General features: G+C 52.7%; 17 protein-coding genes. 10 read left to right on the top strand and 7 right to left on the bottom strand.

Features of this window, described 5'->3' with window-relative positions; genetic code table 11:
* Positions 1-59 precede the first annotated feature (59 nt).
* The 3 genes from hmsP to J1781_RS21265 all read left to right on the top strand — a co-directional run bounded on the left by hmsP (position 60) and on the right by J1781_RS21265 (position 5,399).
* On the top strand, positions 60-2,042 hold the full coding sequence (gene hmsP / locus J1781_RS21275; protein WP_217234153.1) for a biofilm formation regulator HmsP: 1,983 nt from the start codon (positions 60-62) through the stop codon (positions 2,040-2,042).
* 235 nt (positions 2,043-2,277) lie between these two features.
* On the top strand, positions 2,278-3,561 hold the full coding sequence (locus tag J1781_RS21270) for a dicarboxylate/amino acid:cation symporter (RefSeq protein ID WP_129953932.1): 1,284 nt from the start codon (positions 2,278-2,280) through the stop codon (positions 3,559-3,561).
* Positions 3,562-3,887: 326 nt separating this feature from the next.
* Positions 3,888-5,399: a M16 family metallopeptidase gene (locus J1781_RS21265; RefSeq protein WP_217220185.1), complete on the top strand. Its 1,512-nt coding sequence runs from the start codon at positions 3,888-3,890 to the stop codon at positions 5,397-5,399.
* A 618-nt stretch (positions 5,400-6,017) separates the two neighbouring features.
* Here the strand turns inward: J1781_RS21265 and kdgK are convergent.
* Entirely contained in the window at positions 6,018-6,956 is a 939-nt protein-coding gene (gene kdgK, locus J1781_RS21260; protein WP_217234152.1) for a 2-dehydro-3-deoxygluconokinase, read from the bottom strand.
* A 193-nt stretch (positions 6,957-7,149) separates the two neighbouring features.
* Positions 7,150-7,353, bottom strand: coding sequence for a 2-hydroxymuconate tautomerase family protein (locus J1781_RS21255; protein WP_129953927.1), 204 nt, complete (start codon positions 7,351-7,353; stop codon positions 7,150-7,152).
* 318 nt (positions 7,354-7,671) lie between these two features.
* Between J1781_RS21255 and pdeH the strand changes: the two genes are divergently transcribed.
* Positions 7,672-8,448, top strand: coding sequence for a cyclic-guanylate-specific phosphodiesterase (pdeH, locus tag J1781_RS21250; protein WP_129953925.1), 777 nt, complete (start codon positions 7,672-7,674; stop codon positions 8,446-8,448).
* A gap of 211 nt (positions 8,449-8,659) precedes the next feature.
* The gene (locus J1781_RS21245) at positions 8,660-10,714 is read left to right on the top strand and encodes an AsmA family protein (protein WP_217234151.1); all 2,055 of its coding nucleotides are present in this window, start codon (positions 8,660-8,662) and stop codon (positions 10,712-10,714) included.
* A gap of 51 nt (positions 10,715-10,765) precedes the next feature.
* On the opposite strand, the gene J1781_RS21240 is transcribed toward J1781_RS21245, so the two are convergent.
* The 4 genes from J1781_RS21240 to J1781_RS21225 form a co-directional block, all read right to left on the bottom strand.
* Positions 10,766-11,536, bottom strand: coding sequence for a CDP-diacylglycerol diphosphatase (locus J1781_RS21240; RefSeq protein ID WP_129991505.1), 771 nt, complete (start codon positions 11,534-11,536; stop codon positions 10,766-10,768).
* Positions 11,537-11,595: 59 nt separating this feature from the next.
* Positions 11,596-12,918, bottom strand: coding sequence for an MFS transporter (locus J1781_RS21235; protein ID WP_129953919.1), 1,323 nt, complete (start codon positions 12,916-12,918; stop codon positions 11,596-11,598).
* Positions 12,919-13,205: 287 nt separating this feature from the next.
* Positions 13,206-14,345, bottom strand: a complete 1,140-nt coding sequence (yhjD, locus tag J1781_RS21230; protein WP_217220190.1) for an inner membrane protein YhjD — start codon at positions 14,343-14,345, stop codon at positions 13,206-13,208.
* A gap of 84 nt (positions 14,346-14,429) precedes the next feature.
* On the bottom strand, positions 14,430-15,329 hold the full coding sequence (locus tag J1781_RS21225; protein ID WP_205952661.1) for a LysR family transcriptional regulator: 900 nt from the start codon (positions 15,327-15,329) through the stop codon (positions 14,430-14,432).
* A gap of 125 nt (positions 15,330-15,454) precedes the next feature.
* Between J1781_RS21225 and J1781_RS21220 the strand changes: the two genes are divergently transcribed.
* Positions 15,455-16,213, top strand: coding sequence for an SDR family NAD(P)-dependent oxidoreductase (locus tag J1781_RS21220; protein WP_129953913.1), 759 nt, complete (start codon positions 15,455-15,457; stop codon positions 16,211-16,213).
* A gap of 3 nt (positions 16,214-16,216) precedes the next feature.
* On the opposite strand, the gene J1781_RS21215 is transcribed toward J1781_RS21220, so the two are convergent.
* Positions 16,217-16,963, bottom strand: a complete 747-nt coding sequence (locus tag J1781_RS21215; RefSeq protein WP_217220194.1) for a flagellar brake protein — start codon at positions 16,961-16,963, stop codon at positions 16,217-16,219.
* A 330-nt stretch (positions 16,964-17,293) separates the two neighbouring features.
* Between J1781_RS21215 and J1781_RS21210 the strand changes: the two genes are divergently transcribed.
* From J1781_RS21210 to J1781_RS21195, 4 genes are all read left to right on the top strand, one after another.
* On the top strand, positions 17,294-17,872 hold the full coding sequence (locus tag J1781_RS21210) for a cytochrome b (protein ID WP_129953910.1): 579 nt from the start codon (positions 17,294-17,296) through the stop codon (positions 17,870-17,872).
* Positions 17,873-17,903: 31 nt separating this feature from the next.
* Positions 17,904-18,446 carry a tetratricopeptide repeat protein gene (locus J1781_RS21205; RefSeq protein WP_129953908.1) on the top strand — a complete coding sequence of 181 codons (543 nt, stop codon included), beginning with the start codon at positions 17,904-17,906 and terminating at the stop codon, positions 18,444-18,446.
* Positions 18,447-18,526: 80 nt separating this feature from the next.
* Positions 18,527-18,982 carry a sigma-70 family RNA polymerase sigma factor gene (locus J1781_RS21200; RefSeq protein ID WP_235173521.1) on the top strand — a complete coding sequence of 152 codons (456 nt, stop codon included), beginning with the start codon at positions 18,527-18,529 and terminating at the stop codon, positions 18,980-18,982.
* Complete coding sequence (locus J1781_RS21195) at positions 18,979-19,755, top strand: anti-sigma factor family protein (RefSeq protein ID WP_129953905.1); 777 nt, start codon at positions 18,979-18,981, stop codon at positions 19,753-19,755. Before J1781_RS21200 ends, J1781_RS21195 begins: the two co-directional genes overlap by 4 nt.
* The last annotated feature ends 253 nt before the right edge of the window (positions 19,756-20,008 follow it).

Genomic DNA, 20,008 nt, shown 5'->3' with positions numbered 1-20,008 from the left:
AGTACCGTTTCAGCCCGGGGGGCGCGGAAAATCATGTCAGTGGTTGACGGAGAATAAAGTTGCGGGTCAGGCGTTCATTAACGATTAAACAGATGGCGGCTGTGTCGGGCATTGCGGCCATCACCATTTGTATTTTTATCGTCATCCAGCTGTTCCACTTTGTACAGCAGCGGAGGGATGATTACGCCCAGCAACTTGAAAATATTGCACATTCTGTCCGTGTTCCGCTTTCGCAAGCCGTGCTGGACGTTGATCTGGAAGAAACGCAGGACATTCTGAATACGCTGCAACCCGTGGGCATTCTGAGCCGCGCTGACGTTGTGATGCCAAACCAGATCGCCGCGCTGCATACGCATTTCCCCCCCGGCCGGCCGGTACCACAATGGGTGACCCGGGGTTTCAATCTGCCAGTGACGATCTCCGTTCCTCTCTATTCTGCGGCTGCCAGCCCTAAAGCTCCCAAGCCTCTGGCGTATCTGGTGCTTCAGGCTGATTCCTATCGCATGTATCAGTTTATCGTCAGCGCACTCTCGACCATGCTGACGACGTACCTGCTGCTGGCGCTGATCCTGACCATTTCGTTGAGCTGGGTTATCAACCGTTTGATTGTCAAACCGCTTCGCGCAATTGCCAGTGAGCTGGAAGCCCTGCCCGAAAGTGAAGTGCCATATCATCAGCTGACCTTGCCGCAACACCACGAAGACGATGAAATCGGCATGTTGGTGCGCAGCTACAACCGCAACCAACAGCAGCGGGAGAAGCCTCAAGACCAGGCCACTAATGCCTGGCTGCCTTCACAAAATATGCTCATCAATGAAGAACAGTTTATGCAGCACCTGCAACACCGCCTGCATTCTGCCGAGCCGGAAAAAGGGTTTCACTTGCTGTTAATCGGCATTGAAAGCTTGCGTGACGACGGCCATGTTGATTGCCCGCTGGTCTGTTCCATCATGGAAGCATTGCCTGAGAACAGCCTGCTGGCACGTCTGAGTTACAACGAATTTGCCTTGCTGGCGGGAGATACTCCCCGGCCCTTTATGGCGATGCGCCTGGCGCGGAAAATCATGGAACGCATCAATGCACCCCAGGAAAGTCATGCTGGCAATATGTCGCTGCACCCGACCGGCAGCATTGGCATCGTGCAATACACCGGCGAATTCCCGGTCAGTGCGCAGCAACTGATGGTGAACGGTCGTGCGGCCAGAGTCTCGGCCTATCAGCAGGGGAAAAACCAAATCCTGTTCTTCGAACCGGAACTGACCGCAAAAATTCAGAAACGCTTATTGCAGGAAAACGAAATCCTGCATGCGATGGAACAAAATGATTTCACGTTGTTTATACAGCCGCAGGTGAATATGGAAACCGGCGCGGTGGTCGGGGCGGAAGCCCTGCTGCGCCGTAAAATGGCTGACGGGAGTTACGGGCTGGAAAGTGATTTTATTGTGCTGGCCGAAGAAATTGGCGTTATGAGTTTGCTCGGGTACAAAATTCTTGAGCTGGGCTGCCAGATCCTGGCGGACTGGCAGCAACGGGGTATTCTCCTGCCACTGTCAGTGAATCTCTCCGGCGCTCAGGTACAGCAGCGTAACTTCCTGCCGGAGCTGCGCAGCCTGCTGAGCCGCTACAAAATTAACCCGGGACAGCTGGTGCTGGAAATCACGGAAACGGCCCGCATTGACGATCTTGACCGCGCGCTGGTGTTGCTCAGCGAACTTCGTGCCGTGGGTGTTTCCATAGAGCTTGATGATTTTGGTCTGGGTTATTCCGGGCTTGAATACCTCAGCAGGCTGCGTACGTTGCCTATTGATGTGATCAAAATTGATCGCAGCTTCGTCAGCGTTCTGCCGCAGGATGAGGTAATGGTGAATATAGTGGCCTCGATTGGCCGCGCCATGAATATTCAACTGGTCGCTGAAGGCGTAGAAACTGAGGAGCAGCGTCAGTGGCTACTTAAGGAAAATATCCGGCTCGGGCAAGGGTATTTATTTTCAGCGCCACTTTCCAAAACTGACTTTGAACGGAAATTCTGCCCGCCTTCCTGACCGGTACAACGGACAGGAAAATCTCTTTCTGTCCGGCATTTCTCCCGCCTGATGATTTTTTTACTTACATTAGTTCCTGCTGAATGCTTTCCGCTCCGGTTTTTCATGAACCGTGATTGCAGAGGGAAACGAAATATTTCCATCATGTTGTGCGTGTGTTATTTCCCTGCTGCCGCTCATTACCTTTGACCTTACAAAAACAGAAGGCGGCGCATTCACTTCAGGATGGGTATTCATGAAAAAATCACTCTTCAGAAGCCTGTATTTTCAGGTGCTTTTAGCCATTACCGTCGGTGTTCTTCTGGGGCATTTCTACCCTGAGCTGGGTGCTCAAATGAAACCACTTGGTGATGGTTTTGTTAAATTAATCAAGATGATCATCGCACCGGTGATCTTCTGTACCGTTGTCACGGGTATTGCGGGCATGGAAAGCATGAAAGCGGTCGGCCGTACCGGGGCGATTGCGCTGCTGTACTTTGAAATTGTCAGTACGCTTGCGCTGATCATCGGGCTGGTGATTGTTAATATCGTTCAGCCGGGTGCCGGAATGAACGTAGATCCTGCTGCGCTGGATGCTAAAGCCGTGGCGGTTTACGCCGAGCAGGCGCAAAGCCAGGGCATCATTCCGTTCCTTCTCGACGTGATCCCTTCCAGTGTGATTGGCGCGTTCGCCAGCGGGAACATTCTTCAGGTCCTGTTGTTTGCTGTCTTGTTTGGCTTTGCATTGCACCGTCTGGGTCACAAAGGGCAGTTGATTTTCAATGTGATCGAGAGTTTCTCGCAGGTTATTTTCGGCATCATCAATATGATCATGCGTCTCGCACCGATTGGTGCATTCGGGGCCATGGCGTTCACCATCGGTAAATACGGTGTCGGTTCGCTGGTGCAACTGGGGCAACTGATCCTGTGTTTCTACCTGACCTGTGTTCTGTTTGTGGTGGTGGTGCTCGGTCTTATCGCGCGCTTCAACGGTTTCAGCATCTTTAAGTTTGTGAATTACATTAAAGAAGAACTGTTGATCGTGCTGGGCACTTCATCTTCCGAATCCGCGCTGCCACGCATGCTGGATAAAATGGAGCGTCTGGGTTGTAAAAAATCAGTGGTCGGGCTGGTGATCCCAACCGGCTATTCCTTCAATCTGGACGGTACTTCGATTTATCTGACGATGGCCGCCGTATTCATCGCGCAGGCAACCAATACACATATGGATATCTGGCATCAGATCACCCTGATTGTGGTACTGCTGTTGTCTTCAAAAGGGGCGGCAGGTGTGACAGGCAGCGGATTCATCGTGCTCGCGGCCACGCTGTCTGCGGTGGGGCATTTACCGGTGGCGGGACTGGCACTGATTCTCGGCATTGACCGTTTCATGTCCGAAGCGCGTGCGCTGACCAACCTGGTCGGTAACGGCGTGGCCACCATCGTGGTGGCTAAATGGTGTGATCAGCTGGACGAAGGGCAGTTAAAAGCGACGTTAAACGGCCAGAAAGGTCTGACAGAAGCCGAGAAGTCCGCCTGAAATTTCTGAGAAATGATGGCTGTATGGCAGAAAATAGTGAGAAAGCTGTGTAAAAACGCATTTATTTAGCCCCAATCCTGCCTAATATCCACCGGTTACTTGATGTAACCGGTGGATTATCTTCATAATATGTCCCTCAAACGCCTCACAGGGCGTTATTTCCCATAATATTTTTGCGGGCTGCGTGACATTGCGAAAAATGCGCGGTCTAACGAAGGGCTGTATTTTCTGTCCTTAAACTTACGCATTCAATTCCTGTGGGCCAGTCGACTGACACCGGCAGGACAGTATATTGAAAATTGGATTGTCATTACGTAGGGGTTCACATGCAGGGCACCAAAATCCGTTTACTCATTGGTGGATTGTTGCTGGCAACAGCCGCAAGTCATGTGCAAGCTGAAGCATTACAACCAGATCCGGCCTGGCAGCAGGGGAAACTGGACAATGGATTTACCTGGCAGTTGCTGACTACACCGCAACGCCCGAGCGATCGCATTGAATTACGCCTGGTGGTTCGCACCGGCTCGCTGGCTGAATCAGCCCAGCAAACGGGCTACGCCCATTTCCTTCCCCGTCTTGCGCTGATGCACAGTGAAGGTTTCAGCACGGCTCAGCTCCAGTCTCTGTGGCAGCAAAGCATTAATCCGCAGCGGCCATTGCCGCCGGCTGTCAGTTCTTATGATTTCACGATGTACAATCTGAGCCTGCCAAATAACCGCCCTGATCTTCTTAAAGATGCGCTGAACTGGCTGGCAAATACGGCCGGTAAAATGACTGTCACACCGGCGCTGATCAGTGCAGCCCGGCAGCAATCGGAAGATCCGGTAGGTTCACTGCCACAAAATACGCAGGATGCCTGGTGGCGTGCACGTATGGCCGGCTCGACGCTGGTCGGCCACAATCCCCACCAGTTGCCCACTAAACCCGTCAATATCGATGCATTAATCAAATTTTATCATCAGTGGTATACACCGGATGCGATGACCTTATTTGTCGTCGGTAATGTCGACAGCCGTGGCCTGAGTGAACAAATTAACCGGACGTTTTCATCACTGAAAGGCAGTCGCCAGACTCCGCAGACGTTGCCGACGCTGTCTGAAGTCACGACCAAATCCATGACTGTCATGGATGAAAATCTGACTCAGGATCGTGTCTCATTAATGTGGGATAACGCCTGGCAGCCCATTCAGGATTCTCAGGCCATTGCCGCCTACTGGCGCAGTGATTTGGCCCGCGAAGCGCTGTTCTGGCATTTGCAGCAGCAGCTGAAAAGTGCGTTTGAAACCAAAAAAGACGTACCGGCAGCGGGGCTGGGTTTCGACTGCAATGTGCAATACCAGCGCGCCCAGTGTGCCATCCGCATCGACGCACCGCAGGCTAAGCTGGCGGAGCTGTTTAAACGTCTGGCAGAAGAACTTCTGGTTGTTCGCGATAAAGGCATTTCTCAGGCTGAATTTGACGCCCTGATAGCCCAGAAAAACGATCAACTGAGCAAACTGTTCGCGACTTACGCCCGTACCGATACCGATGTGCTGATGAGCCAGCGTTTGCGTTCCCAGCAAAACGGCGTAGTGGATATCGCCCCGGAACAGTATCAGCAGCTGCGTCAGCAGTTCCTTTCCACGCTAACCCTGCCGGTGCTGAACCAGGAACTGAAGCAACAGCTTTCCCGTGAGCCGGCGTTATTAGTGGCGCAGCCAAAAGGGGAACCGGAGATGAATGCAGCTGAACTGCGGGCTGTGTATGACAAAGTGATGGCCCCGGCGGAGACCTCTCCGGCGGCGGAGGCACCTGCTGCGGATGTGCCGGCGGCATCCGCTGCGACGAGTGCGCAATAAGGGAGAATCCGTTATTCATTCCCGGTTGGGATGGGTGAAAGTTTCGGTTTCTTAAGTGCAGTGATCACTTATCGTGCTGCGCCGAAACCGCCCAAAAGGGGCCATGACGGGCCCCTCTTGGATCTCCCACGTCTTTTTACTGCGCGCTATCGCAGGCACGACGAACATGTTCTGTTACTTAAGCGAGTGGCGCAAAATGTCATCGCTGCGCGATTCCCGAATTTCAGGTTTCGAGCCATAGGTCTCGAACCGTTCATTCGGTGCCATTTTTGAGCACGCCAATCCACTTTTCTAAAAGATAAACATCAGCTTGCTATTGAATTTAAGATCGTGCGGGCGATTCAGAAATCTTGCTGAACGGAGCGGCTTCGAGACCTATGGCTCGAAGACCGAGAGAAGGAACCGCAGAGCGGCAAGATTTCCAGCCTGTCACTGCGGTTGCTGAAACATAGCCAGCAAGCGGTAGCGCGGAGTAAAAAAGCGAGGAGAGATTAAAGAGAGGAAAAGCACTTTCCTCTCTTTATCGGTTTCGGCGCAGCGAGTTAAGTGAGCGCAGCACTTAAGAAACCGAAACTTTCACCGTCTTACGACCCAGCCTTCACTGCAAGTGAAAAACCGTTATGCCCGGTCTGGCATAAACTCCCTCGGGATGATCGCCCCGCGATGCTGAATTACTGTACTCGCAGTCTCATGCCCGCGCACTGCCGCTTCTGCCGCGCTGCCACCGGTGAGTCTGACCGCCAGATATCCGGCGCTAAAGGAATCGCCTGCTGCCGTCGTATCGATAACTTTCTCTTTCGGTAATTTCACCGCTGGCACATCATGCAGTTCGCCTTCAGCGCTGGAGACGATGCAACTGTCGGCACCGCGTTTGACAACCACTTCGCTGACGCCCAGCGCATGGGTGCGCGCAATCACCTCATCGTACGACTTCTGGCCCCACAACATATCTTCGTCATCAAGGGTCAGGAAGGCAATATCGGTGCAGGAAAGCATGGCGTTATACGCGGCCTGCGTTTGGTCTTTGCTGGCCCACAGGCGCGGACGGTAATTGTTATCGAAAATCACTTTACCGCCGCGTGAACGGCAGGCTTTCAGCAAAGTCATCAGACGGTCGCGGCTTTCATCGCTGAGGATCGCCAGGCTGATGCCGCTCAGATACAGATAATCGAATTCTGCCAGTTTCTGACAAATCTCTTCGGATTGCGGGCTGTCGAGCCAGTAGCGTGCAGCCGCATCATTGCGCCAGTAATAGAAGGTGCGTTCGCCGGTGCTGTCCGTTTCAATCACATACAAACCAGGTAACTTGTTTTCAAGGCGCTGGGTCAGGTCAGTGTGTACCCCTTCCTGCTGCCATGCCTGTAACATCTCATTGCTGAAACTGTCATTGCCGAGCGCCGTGACGTAATGCACTTTCAGCGCATCAGGGGACACCTGGCGGGAAATATAAACAGACGTGTTCAGCGTGTCGCCACCAAAACCGCGGTGTAGCGCATCGCCTTTCTGAGATAATTCGATCATGCATTCGCCGATAACGGCAATGTTTTTGCTGGTCATTGTACCTGGCCTATGTCTGAAGCATTAAAACGAAAGGAAAGAAAAGACGGTCATTATTACGCTCTAGTCTCTTCATAAGAATGCGGTCAGTCAAACAAATTAAAACAAGGTTTTATTTTTTGTAAGCGGCGGGCAAAAAAAGGCAGTAAAACGAAGGGAAAAGTGGAAGCGACAGTACTTCCACCTGAAGCCGTTACTTATTTTCCTGACGCAGTTCGGTCACCGGACGGCCACCCAGGCCCCAGTTATCGGTATCGACCTCGTCAATGATGACTGTGGTCGTCGCAGGATTTTTGCCCAGTGTATCCACCAGTAATTGCGTCACTCCGGCGATCAGCGCTTTCTTCTGTTCGGCCGTCGCACCCTCGCGGGTGATTTTGATATTAACGTAAGGCATTGTTTCTCCGGATTGTGAATGAGCGTTAATGAAATGTTTCAGCGCTCCCACTGTAGAACGTGCGTAAAAGAACTTCCAGTCAGGCTTTTGACGCATTCAGCACACAGATTGCAGGGGAGCGCAGAGTGATTAAAGTTTCTCCGCGCAGCGCCGATAGATAACCCTACTAAAGAAAGCCAGAAAATCAGGCTACTTTGCCTCCATGAAACACAGTGTGCTGCGAACACACGTTGTTGACATGAATTACATTGTAGTCACGCAACATAGGTTGCCGCATATCCCTGGTGATCTGACTCTTATTCATGACGGCAGAAAAATATGATAACTAAGATGATGTTAGGGCTGATTACGCCTTCTTTTACCGCGATAGAGCGCGTAAAAGCACAGTCTTACTGGCGTCAGTGTCAGAGAGTGTACCGTTTTCAGCCCATTTATCGCACGACCGGAAAGCTGTTAGGAATTGAATTACTGACTGGGGTATTTCACCCTGCGGACCCGCACAAATTTATTTCACCGGAAGAATATTTTGTCGCGATTGCGGTGGGTAAACGCCTGCAAATCGTGCAGGAACAACTTGATCTGTTGCAGCGCTGTCAGCATCTGTTCATCGAACACGAATTACTGGCGTCGATTAACGTCGATGGTCAGGTCCTGGAAATGCTGCAAACAGATTCGGCGCTGCGCACACAAATCAGCGCGATGCCGTATGTGCGTTTTGAACTGGTTGAAAGCGCCGAAAATGCGCTGAGTATTCCGCTGTCGCAAATCGAGCAATCTGACCGGTTATGGCTCGATGACTTCGGTCAGGGTATCGCTAACTTCTCCTCCTTCACCACATGGCATTACGAATACATCAAAATCGCCCGTGATCTGTTTATTTTGCTTGGGCAGAGTGAGGAGGGATCCCGGCTATTTTACACGCTGGTGACGCTGATGAACCGCTACAGCAAAGGCGTGATTATTGAAGGGGTTGAAACGGCTTCGGAATGGGCAATGGTCTGCAATTCTGATGCGCTGGCTGCACAAGGTTATTATCTGGCACGTCCCACCGTTTTCGATAATCTGAATAATCTGCCTATACATTTTAAAGGATAATGAATCACACCTGACCTGCTGAGGCGAACCCTCAAAGGTGCCGCTGAGTCGTTGTGGTGTGATACATCTCCATTTGCCTGATTTTAAAGCATTATTTCCGACCTTCCTGCCTGTTGTTCACCCCTTCGCGGATGCCGTTTCCGGCAAGCTGTTAAGAATTCTACTATGGTTAAACTCTGGGATTCGTTAACTGTCTGAAAGGAACAGGTTTATGACGCGCACAGGTAAAGTGATTTCCTGGGTTGCGGGTGTGATTATCATTGCGTTGATTGCTATCGTGATTTTCATTGCGACATTCGACTGGAACCGCCTCAAACCGACCATCAATCAAAAAGTCAGCACTGAACTGAACCGTACATTCGCGATCCGCGGCGATTTAGGCGTGGACTGGTCGCGTCAGAAAGACGAAGCGGGGTGGCGCGCGTGGGTGCCCTGGCCGCACATTCATGCTGAAGATATCGTGCTCGGTAATCCTTCCGACGTGCAGACCGGCGGAAAAGATGCACAGATGGTGAAACTCGCCCGCATTGATGCCAGCATTGCACCACTCGCCTTATTGCATAAAGAAGTGCTGATCCCACGAGTCTGGCTGAAACAGCCCGATGCTTCATTGCTGCGTCTGGATAATGGTAAAAATAACTGGACGTTCAATCTCGACAACAGTGATACCAAAGATCCGGCGCAGCCGCCGTCAGCCTGGTCATTTACGCTTAATGATATCGTGTTTGATCGCGGACAAATCGACTACAAGGATGCAAAACTGAAAGCCGATTTCCGGGCCGTGATTGACCCGCTGGGCAAACCGCTGCCGTTCACGGAAGTGGTCGGTGATAAGAAAGATGCACCGAAAACCAAAACCCCGCCTTACGTGTTTGGCTGGAAAGTTGACGGTAAATATAACGGCGAATCGCTTTCCGGTAGCGGTAAAATCGGTGGCATGCTGGCATTGAAAGACCCGGATGCGCTGTTCCCGCTGCAGGCAGATGTGCGTTCCGGTAATACACGGGTTGCCGTCGCGGGTACATTACAGGATCCGATGAATCTCGGTGGTCTGGATTTACGCCTGAAATTCTCCGGCCAGACGCTTTCTGATTTGTACGGCCTGACCGGTGTGCTGTTACCGCAGACACCGCCATATTCCACCGATGGTCATTTATCGGCGACATTGCAGGGGAAAAACGGTGCAATTTACCGTTATCAGAACTTTAACGGCGAGATTGGCGACAGTGATATTCACGGCTCACTGACTTATCAGGCCAGCAAGCCGCGGCCTAAACTGGCCGGTGATGTGGTTTCAAAACAACTGCGCTTTGCGGATCTGGCTCCGCTGATTGGTGCCGATTCCAATCAGGACAAAGCCAAACGCGGTGAAACTACCCGTCAGCCTGCCGATAAGGTGCTGCCGGTGGAGAAATTCAATACCAAAAGCTGGCGGGTCATGGACGCCGATGTGAAATTCAGCGCCAGGCGCATCGAGCATGGCAAATCTCTGCCACTGAGCGATTTGAGTACTCATCTGAAACTGACCGACGGCGAGATCCTGCTGGACCCGCTACGTTTCGGGATGGCAGGCGGCAATCTGAATTCCACCCTCCGCCTCGAAGGTGACAAATCACCGATGCAGGCGCGCGCCGATATCCATGCCCGTAAGCTGAAGCTGAAACAACTGCTGCCAAACGTACAGGCGATGGAACGCAGCCTGGGTGACCTGAACGGTGACGTCACGCTGACCGGCACCGGTAATTCAGTAGCGGCACTTCTCGGCACCAGCAACGGCGACATGAAAATCCTCATCAACGACGGCGTGATCAGCCGGGGTCTGATGGAACTGGCGGGACTGAATGTCGGTAATTACGTGGTGAGTAAACTGTTCGGCGACGATGAAGTCGCGATCAACTGCGCGGCTGCCAACGTCAATGTGAAGAACGGGCTGGTCACGCCACGGCTGTTTGTGTTTGATACCGAAAATGCGGTGATTAACATTACCGGCAATACCAATATGGCGACCGAACGGCTGGATCTGTCGGTTAACCCGGAAAGTAAGGGGGTGCGTATCCTGACCTTACGTTCGCCGCTGTATGTTCGCGGCACCTATAAAAATCCGGATGCCGGTGTGAAACCCGGGCCGCTGATCGCCCGTGGTGCTGCAGCGGTGGCGCTCGGTGCTGTCGTTGCGCCCGCCGCAGCTCTGCTGGCGCTGATTTCTCCAAGCGACAATGAAGAAAACCATTGCGGTCCGATTTTGCAGCAGATGAAACAGAAGTAATCGTGTTGGATTAACGCCTCCCCCTGCGAAAGGGGAGGCCGGGAGGAGGTTTTAAGGCTGAGGCAGCGGATCCAGTACTGCACATTTGTGGTCCTGGATTTCTTCGGCGGAGGCATTATTGAGTTTGAGTAAGTCACGCTCACTGGCCAGCAGCAGGAAATCGCCGCCCGGCAAACTGACCATCGCCATACCGAAGTGACCCATTTTTTTCTGTGCGTCCGGTACGCCCTCCGCCAGAAGACGGAATGCACCTTTCTCATTCAGTTCGGCCTGCGTGACTTTACGCGCCAGATAGGTGTGGCCAAGCAGCTTATCGGGCAATTCCTGCCAGTTATATCCCATCTGCCCGCCATCTTTACTCAGCGTGGTTTTCACCTGCGGTAAAAGACATGAAATATGGATGTGCAGCTGGTTCTGCGAACGTCCGTATTGCGAGTTAATCGCCAGCGAAACATTGCTGTCATCAATCGGTTTACCGTATTTATCCGCCATAAAATGCCGCGCATTCCATGCCTGACTGAAAAAGTTCGGCGTTGACGGTTCGAGCAGTGCGGGGCTTTCCATACCGGTGATGCGCGCACTGGGCATCAGCAAATATTGCAGCGGACCGTTCAGATCTTTGAGCACCACAAACCCTTGTTGTTCATCCACCTGTGCGCAGGGAGCGGGCTTTCCGCTGCCGCGCTGATTAGGCACGCATTTCGTACTGATGATGTTCCACAGGGCGTTCGGATTGGAGGAGTGAGGCCAGAAATACCAGAAGGCCGCGGCAATAACGATTAGCAGGATCAGGACGGGCAGGATAAATCGACGCAAGCGCATAAGAAACCTTCGCAGAAGGCACCGTGCCGGGCGCAAACCGGGCACGGTGTCCGGGTCAGTTACAATGACTGATGGGCGGTCTCTTTGGACAACAGCAGTGCGATCAGCGTCAGCGTTGCCATTGAAGCCAGATAAACGCCCACATAGAACAATCCGTAATGGGTTGCCAGCCAGGTGGCGATGTACGGCGCAACGGACGCGCCCAGTATCGAAGACACATTATAGGAGAAGGATGCGCCGGTATAGCGAACTTCTGTCGGGAACAGTTCCGGCAGCAGCGCGCCCATCGGACCGAAAGTCAGCCCCATCACCATGAAACCACACAGCAGGAATACCATCACCAGCGCCTGAGAGCCCGCACCCAGAATGGTCGGGAAGCACAGAGCGAAGACAATCATCAGCAGCGTAATACAAATCATGGTTTTGCGACGGCCAAACTTATCTGCCAGCTGACCGGCAACCGGCACCATGACACCGAAACCGACCACGCCGATCATCAGCATCAGCAGGAATTCATTACGCGCAATACCCAGACCCACCGGCTTGGCCGCTGTGCCGTAACCCAGTGAGTACACGGTCATGATGTAAAACAGCGTGTAAGTGGCGACCATGATGAAGGTGCCGAGAATCGTCGCTTTTTTGTATCGGGTAAACAGTGTACCGATCGGCACCTTGACCTGTTTCCCGGCTTTGGCGATTTTGGCGAACACCGGCGTTTCGTGCAGGGAAACACGCACATACAGACCGACGATAACCAGCACTGCCGAAAGCAGGAACGGCACACGCCAGCCCCAGGAAATAAACTGTTCGTCAGTCAGCAGCCAGGACAGCAGCAGGAACATGCCGTTTGCGAAGAAGAAACCAATCGGCGCGCCAAGCTGCGGGAAAGAACCGTACAGCGCACGTTTCTTCGCCGGTGCATTTTCAGTCGCGAGCAGCGCCGCGCCGCCCCATTCACCGCCCAGCCCCAGACCCTGGCCAAAACGCGCCAGCGCCAGCAGCATGGGTGCAAATACGCCAATTGTGGCGTAAGTCGGCAGAAGGCCGATCACCACGGTGGAAACGCCCATTGTCAGCAAAGAAGCCACCAGCGTGACTTTACGCCCGACGCGATCGCCGAAGTGGCCGAACAGCGCAGAGCCGATTGGCCGGGCGATAAAGGCGATGGCGAAGGTGGCAAGAGACTGTAGCGTGGCGGCCGTCGGGTCACCCTGCGGGAAGAAAATATGCGGAAAAACAATCACCGCAGCGGTGGCATAGATATAAAAGTCGAAGAATTCAATGGCCGTACCGATAAGCGATGCCACGATGACTTTGCTGCGGGAGTTCTGACTCACCAATTGCGCGTCAGCTTCTAATTCTGGAGTGATAGTGGCTTGCATAAGTGTTTCTTATTTGTAATGAGTGGGAGGGATCTAATGTAAAAAAATGTATATCGAAAAGGCATCTTATGCAGAGCGTGGCGGTATTTCAACGCAGCGGAAGCAGGGAAATAAAGCGTTTAAAGCGCGATCGGGGGATTATTTTATCCGGGCAGGATTTCGCCAGTCATAAGTTTGATGAATGGATAAAAGTCAGAGTAACTGACTGCAAAACCGCGAAATAAAAGTGCGGCCCTCAGTCAGTTATTCTGGTTTTCAGGGCAGTGCACAGGATTGTTTGGTGTTATTCACTGCTTTTCTGCTTTGTTATCAGCATTAACTCCGGTTATATGCATTTCGTCTGGCATGATGAGGTTGTCTGGCGTGTATTCACTGTCGTTTCCGGTCGATTTTGGGTTTGCGTCTGCGGCTTTTGGATTACGATCCGCTACCGGCGCGTCATCCTTGTATTTCGCCGTCGCTATCCACGCGGCGACGAATAACGTCAGCCGGGCGAAGAAATAAAAGAAAGCCATCAGGCCGATTACGGAACCAAAGGCTGCACCGGAAGGCGAGGTTGCCAGCTTTGGCAGCGTCATGGTCATCACAAATTTAATCACCTCAAAACCTATCGCCGCCAGCAATGTTCCGCGCAGCAGGGCTTTTTTACGGGGTTTATGGCGCGGAAGCATCCAGAAAATCCACAAAAAAAGCAGATAGTTGGCAGCAACGGAAATCACCAGCGTGATGCTGGTCATGACAGGACGAAGCCAGTCGATACCCCCCAGCCCCAGCGCATCGACAATGGTTTTTTGCGCCGCCCCGGCGATTGAGGTCAGCGACAGCGTGATAATCAGCGCCAGCACCAGTCCGGTCAGTGAAATAAAATCGCGCAGATAGCGGCGGTAAATTTTCTCCTGATCCTGCGGGTTACGTTCCCAGACATCGCGCGACTGGGCACGGATCGCCTCGCGCAGATTACCCATCCAGCTTACGCCGGAGTAAAGCGCAATCAGTAAACCGGATAATCCTACGGCGGTACGCTGCTGGATGGCGGTATTCACTGTGCTTTTCAGCGTATTTGCCAGATTCGGGTCGCTGATGCTGTTGACGATTTTGTTGATCAGTTCTGCCAGTAAATCAGGATTGGAGGCCAGCACAAACCCGACTGCGGCGAAGGACACCATCAGTATCGGGATCAGTGACAGAAAGGAGAAATAGGTGATGGCCGCGCCAAACTGGCTGCCAAGGCGATCATTAAAGCGTTCCGTGGCACGCACTAGATGCGCCACCCATCCCCAGGACTGAATGCGTTCCACCAGCCGCGAGAAACGGCCAATGTTTTTATCCACCGCCTGATTACCGGTTTTGATGTTGATCAGCGGGGTCGGTTTTGCCTGCGTTTCGGTTTTTTGCGTGGAAACTTTTTGTTTGGAAAGATTGGGCATTGATCCATGTTGTCCTTAAAAGTGCATCCGCCTTTAAGTATAGACGCCTGAGCGGCTCAGGGGGCGGGGCGGTGGTTTAACCGCTCAGGCGATGAACGTTTGGGTGATGTCGGTCAGCCAGTCCATAAACACTTTGACGCGGCGTGACAAATTCAGGCGGTGCGGATAAACCAGCGTCACTGGCATCGGCGGCGCGCGAAATTGCGGCAAAATGCTCACCAGCTGCCCTCCTGCCAGTGCGTCTCGCACGCTAATCAGCGGCACCTGAATGATACCCAAACCGTTAATACAGGCGCTGGCGTAGGTTTCGGTGCTGTTAACCGTGACGGCACCGCCGCTTTTGACCGTTCTTACCTGTTTGCCGTCGAGATATTCAAAGACCGACGTATGGCTGCCGAGGATTTGTTCATAATGCACCATGGCGTGCTGCGCCAGCTGGTCAGGATGATCCGGCGTACCATAGCGGCGCAGATAACCCGGGCTGGCGCAGTTAATCATGCTGAGATGTCCGAGCGGACGCGCAATCAGCCCGGAATCCTTCAGGGTGCCGGAGCGGATCACACAGTCGAACCCTTCACGCACCACATCCACGCGGTGATCGGTGCAGCTCAGTTCAATTTCCAGTGCCGGATAGCGGTTAAGAAACTCCGCCAGACGCGGTAACACCAGATGCGTCGCCATTCCGGTGGTCATATCGACCCGCAACCGTCCGCTGACACTGGCCGGATTCGACTGAAACATCGATTCCAGTTCATCCATGCTGGCCAGCAACTCTTTGCAGCGCTGATAAAACACCTGGCCGTCCTGCGTCAGTTGCACACGGCGCGTTGAACGGTGTAGCAAACGTGCAGACATCCGCGTTTCCAGTTGCTGCACCAGCCGCGACACGCTGCCCTTTGGCAATCCCAGACTTTCTGCCGCGCGGGTAAAATTACTCAGCTCAGCGACACGCACGAAAACCTGCATTGATTGAATTTTATCCACATCTTGTCCGATTGTTGTTGAAAATGAGACAGTGAAATTCATTATGAACCATTTATCACTCTCCGGTAATCCAATAGGCTGTATTTCATCCGATGCAACAGAAGCAAAATTGAATGAGGCCTGTTATGAACCGTAAAATCGCTATAGTGACCGGCGCAAGCCGTGGTTTAGGTAAGAATGCCGTTGAAAAACTGACAAAAAAGGGCATTGACGTGATTCTGACTTACCACCATCAGGCCGGTGCTGCCCGGGAAGTGGTGGCATCTGTCGAAGCGCAGGGGGGAAAAGCTGTGGCGTTGCAGCTCAATACCGGCGAGTCCGGCAGTTTTGATGCGTTCGCTGCGGAAATCAAAACCCAATTGCAACAGGTCTGGCAACGCGACACTTTTGATTTTCTGGTCAACAATGCCGGTGTCGGTTTACATGAGGCGTTTGCCGATACCACGGAAGCACAATTTGATCTGATGATGAATGTCCATCTTAAAGGGCCGTTCTTCCTGACCCAAAAGCTGTTACCGCTGATGGCCGACGGTGGGCGCATTCTGAATATTTCCAGCGGACTGGCGCGTTTTGCCCTGCCAGGTTCATCGGCCTACGCCATGATGAAAGGCGCCATCGAAGTGCTGACCCGCTATCAGGCAAAAGAACTCGGCGCGCGGGGCATCACTGCTAATGTGCTGGCGCCTGGCGCAATTGAAACGGATTTCAGTAATGGTATGGTGCGGGACAATCCGGATGTGAACAAACTGGTTGCCAGCAACACTGCGCTGGGCCGGGCCGGATTGCCGGACGATATTGGTGATATGGTGGCGCTGATGCTCAGTGATGAAGCTGGCTGGATGACCGCCCAGCGCGTCGAGGCTTCAGGCGGTATGTTTATCTAAACGTTAATCGTGCTGGAAACGCTTTGCTTTCATATGTTGCTGTTTTTCCAGCTCGAAAATCGCCCGTTGCAGGTCGCGTTCCTGTGCGGGCGATAAATGCGGAAACCTGAAACTCAGTCGTTGCGATGTCACGGTTTCGCCTTTGTTGCTCACTGTCTTACGCACCATCGCGCCGAGATACTGCAAATCCAATGTGAAGGTTCCCAGTTCCGCTAACTGAATCAGCGAATCTTTCAACATTGACCCTTCGGTGATTTCCGGTGGCGTTGCTCCTTCAATTTCCAGCCCCAGCCCGCCGAGTGAAATATCACGCACGCGATAAGCAAACTCAGAAGTATCAGGCAGTGTTCCGCTGCACCGGTAATCCGGTATCCGCGGCACACTCACGCGGAAATATTCACGACGCTGAATAAAATACAACACCGGGGGAATATCGCAGGTAAATGTCGGTAAACCTTCGTAGCTGACCTGGCGGGCTTTGCTGCAGGAAAACTCAACCTTGGCCCCGGCCGGTTCCGCCACAAACGTCAGTGTGTCGGCCTCAGCGGCCAGATTGTTCTCGTAATCTGAGCTGCCCAGATCGAACAGGAACTGATGATTGTCAGCATCAACATCCAGAATCTTACTGATAAATTGCCCGCGTGAATGGCTGACCATGACCAGGGTCTGGTTCTTCTTTAAGTCACGCAGAACGGACAAGATTGCCAGCGTGTTACGCTTCGCAAACGACTCTTTCGACACTTCGCTCACCTGACACACCTCATAAGAAATAAATGCAAAATTATGGCGCAGCCGTTGCCATACAGGGCACCTGCTACGGATTATCGGCGGCTCAGAACAAAACTTTATCCGCTAATAACGGATATTTTTATGGATCAAAAAGTGAAATTACAGCGCCGGGCAGGCCATTTTCCCCCCTGACTTTATAGAGGCTATCTTTTCACGTGCTGACGTGTATTTTTTCCTTAGCTTTTTTATCACTCAATACATAACAGGGGAAAATTATTTTTCCCGCCTAACCGAATAGAAACCGGTGCTCAGGTGTTTACTTTATATCGAACACTTACGGGCACGGTTTTTATGCAAACTCCATCTTCTGTTCTTCGCAACCGTTACGACGGGCTGACGATTTTGCTGCACTGGCTGACGGCACTGGCCGTGATTTTTCTGTTTGCCAGCGCACATATCTGGGAAGTCCTCGATCACGGGACACCGCTGCGTAAAGGGCTGCAATCCGTGCATATTTCGGTGGGGATTCTGCTGGCGGCCATTATCACCGGGCGTCTGCTGTGGCGGTTATTCACAGTCAGCACCGGACGCAGTAAACAGCAACCCGTCGCCATGCCCGCGCTGATGAAAGCCGCCGCACATCTGACCCATCTGGCGCTCTATTTATTGCTGATCACGCAGATCATTCTGGGCTTTTTATTTCGCTGGTCGCAGGCTGAACCCTTCTATTTCTTCGGTTTATTCCCGATCCCGGACGTATTTAATTTTGACAGCATAATGACCCGAACCTTTGGCTCATTACATAACAATGTGGCCTGGGCACTGATTATTATTGCGGGCGTGCATGCGCTGGCGGCACTTTTCCATCATTACGTTCTTCGCGACGGCATTCTGCGCCGCATGTTACCGGGCAGCCAGGGCCGCCCGTAAGTCATCAGTTCATTCTCTACAGGACATCATTATGAAGACAAAAACGGTAATGCAGGCGTTGTCAGTTGTGTGTCTGGCGGGCAATCTGCTGTTTTTCAGCGCGGCAGCGAATGCAATGGGGGATGATTCCGACGCTAAAAAAACGCCGGATTGCCCGAAGGGGCAAATCTACGACAGCAAAACCAAAAGCTGCATGGTGGATAAAGGCAGCATGATCTCCGATCAGGATAAAACCCAGTACGCCTATCATCTGGCGAAAACCGGCCGTTATCAGGAAGCGCTGACGGTGCTGGATACGCTCAAAGATCAGAACACCAAAGAGGCCTGGAACTATCGTGGTTACGCCACGCGTAAACTCGGGCGTACCGACGAAGGCATCAGCTACTATCATAAGTCGATTGCCCTTGACGCGCATTACGCCAAAGTCCGGGAATATCTCGGCGAGGCTTATATGATTAAAGGGCGTCCTGATCTCGCCAAAGCCCAGCTGGCGACCATCAAAGGCTTGTGCGGAACCGGCTGCGAAGAATATCGCGATCTGAGCGCAGCCATCGACGGCCATCCGGAATCCTGATCACGGAGAAACGATAAATCTCACCGGCAGACTTACGTTCTGAACTGAGCCAGTGCCTGTCACGTCTGTGGCGCTACGCGATGGTGTTGTCGCGCAAGCACGATGTGGCAGACGATCTGGTGCAATCCACCTGCGTGCGGGCGCTGGAACGCTGCGCGCAGGTTAAGGACAGCACCGGCACGGACCGCTGGCTCTTTTCTATACTGCACTCCATATGGGTGAATGAACTCAGGGCGCAGCACGTCCGTCAGGGACAGGGTTTTGCCGATGTCAGCGAAACGGAAACCCCCGCTGATACGCTGTCTTTCGAAGAGCGTCACTGGCACACGCAGGTGATGCAGCGGGTGAACCGCCTGCCTGAAGCCCAGCGCAATGCGGTATTTCTGGTGTATGTCGAAGGTTTCACCTATCAGGAGGCGGCGATGACGCTGTCTGTGCCCGCCGGTACTATCATGAGCCGTCTGGCGACCGCGCGGCTGACGCTGGCAAAAGACGCAGACCTCGCCACTCAACCGCAGCAGGGAGAGAAAAAATGACCCGTGAAATCGCGCCTGCGCCTTATGCTGATGAAGTTCTGGTTGCCTATCTCGATAACCAGCTCAGTGAATCTCAGCGCGCGAAGTTTGACGCACAGCTGAGCCAGGATGACGTGCTGACGCGGCGGCTGGCACAGATGTCACGCAGCAATTTACCGTTCCACGACGCGTTTGGCGCGATGTTGCAGGAAGCGCCGGTCGGGAAATTGCAGGCCGCACTCGATGCGATCCCTGACGCACGGGGTACCGGTTCGCCTGGATTAAGCCGCCGCGCATTGCTTGCGGCGTCGTTAAGTTTTCTGGCTGTCGGGCTGCTGGCCGGACGCTATTCCACACTTTTTACTTCTGAGGATAACTGGCGGGCGCGCGTGGCGGATTATATGTCACTGTATACCGCGCAGACGCTGGCCGATGTTTATGATTCTGCCGGGCAACAAAAAATACAGCTCGCGCGGGTGCAAAACACCTTAGGGATCCCGCTGAGCCCTGCGGCGCTGGCGGTGCAGGGCGCGGATCTTAAAGATGCCCGTATGCTGCATTATGACGATGATGATATTGCGCAAATTACCTATCTTGACGCGCGTTACGGCCCGATGGCGTTGTGTATTACGCGCAGCAAAAGCGTTGAAAATACGTCATTGCAGCGTGAAATACGCCGGGGTATGAACGTGGTTTACTGGCGTACTGCCGGTTACAACTTCATGCTGATCGGCCACAGCCCGGCAACGACGCTGGCCGCGCATGCCGCAGCTTTACAGGCGAATCTGGTGTGAGTAATTTCGTCACGTCACTAACTTATGTAATTATTTAAAGTATTAAACTATTTTTAATGCACGTAACGACAATGTTAAATTGTTTACGAAATCTCAATAATATGAGTATTCGGCAACATTTATGTGGTTGATTTGTCGTTTTTAGCCGCGGTTTTCGTTACTCCCCATTATTGTCCTTTCATCATTTGTGGAAATAATCGTTTATTTCCCACCGCAACGGGTTGTTGATTTCGTTTATCCAGGGGAAATCTGG

Source organism: Rahnella perminowiae (assembly GCF_019049695.1).
In the GTDB taxonomy this organism is placed as follows: domain Bacteria; phylum Pseudomonadota; class Gammaproteobacteria; order Enterobacterales; family Enterobacteriaceae; genus Rahnella; species Rahnella perminowiae.
Note: the sequence above shows the minus strand (reverse complement) of the source record. Positions and strands in the feature narration are given on the sequence as shown.

Bases quoted from the DNA above. Each gene is read 5' to 3' on its own strand.
- J1781_RS21220 (WP_129953913.1), top strand. From the start codon at position 15,455: ATGAACCGTAAAATCGCTATAGTGACCGGCGCAAGCCGTGGTTTAGGT.
- J1781_RS21270 (WP_129953932.1), top strand. From the start codon at position 2,278: ATGAAAAAATCACTCTTCAGAAGCCTGTATTTTCAGGTGCTTTTAGCC.
- J1781_RS21210 (WP_129953910.1), top strand. From the start codon at position 17,294: ATGCAAACTCCATCTTCTGTTCTTCGCAACCGTTACGACGGGCTGACG.
- J1781_RS21235 (WP_129953919.1), bottom strand. From the start codon at position 12,918: ATGCAAGCCACTATCACTCCAGAATTAGAAGCTGACGCGCAATTGGTG.
- J1781_RS21245 (WP_217234151.1), top strand. From the start codon at position 8,660: ATGACGCGCACAGGTAAAGTGATTTCCTGGGTTGCGGGTGTGATTATC.
- J1781_RS21255 (WP_129953927.1), bottom strand. From the start codon at position 7,353: ATGCCTTACGTTAATATCAAAATCACCCGCGAGGGTGCGACGGCCGAA.
- J1781_RS21265 (WP_217220185.1), top strand. From the start codon at position 3,888: ATGCAGGGCACCAAAATCCGTTTACTCATTGGTGGATTGTTGCTGGCA.
- J1781_RS21205 (WP_129953908.1), top strand. From the start codon at position 17,904: ATGAAGACAAAAACGGTAATGCAGGCGTTGTCAGTTGTGTGTCTGGCG.
- J1781_RS21200 (WP_235173521.1), top strand. From the start codon at position 18,527: ATGGTGTTGTCGCGCAAGCACGATGTGGCAGACGATCTGGTGCAATCC.
- J1781_RS21195 (WP_129953905.1), top strand. From the start codon at position 18,979: ATGACCCGTGAAATCGCGCCTGCGCCTTATGCTGATGAAGTTCTGGTT.
- J1781_RS21240 (WP_129991505.1), bottom strand. From the start codon at position 11,536: ATGCGCTTGCGTCGATTTATCCTGCCCGTCCTGATCCTGCTAATCGTT.
- pdeH (WP_129953925.1), top strand. From the start codon at position 7,672: ATGATAACTAAGATGATGTTAGGGCTGATTACGCCTTCTTTTACCGCG.
- kdgK (WP_217234152.1), bottom strand. From the start codon at position 6,956: ATGACCAGCAAAAACATTGCCGTTATCGGCGAATGCATGATCGAATTA.
- yhjD (WP_217220190.1), bottom strand. From the start codon at position 14,345: ATGCCCAATCTTTCCAAACAAAAAGTTTCCACGCAAAAAACCGAAACG.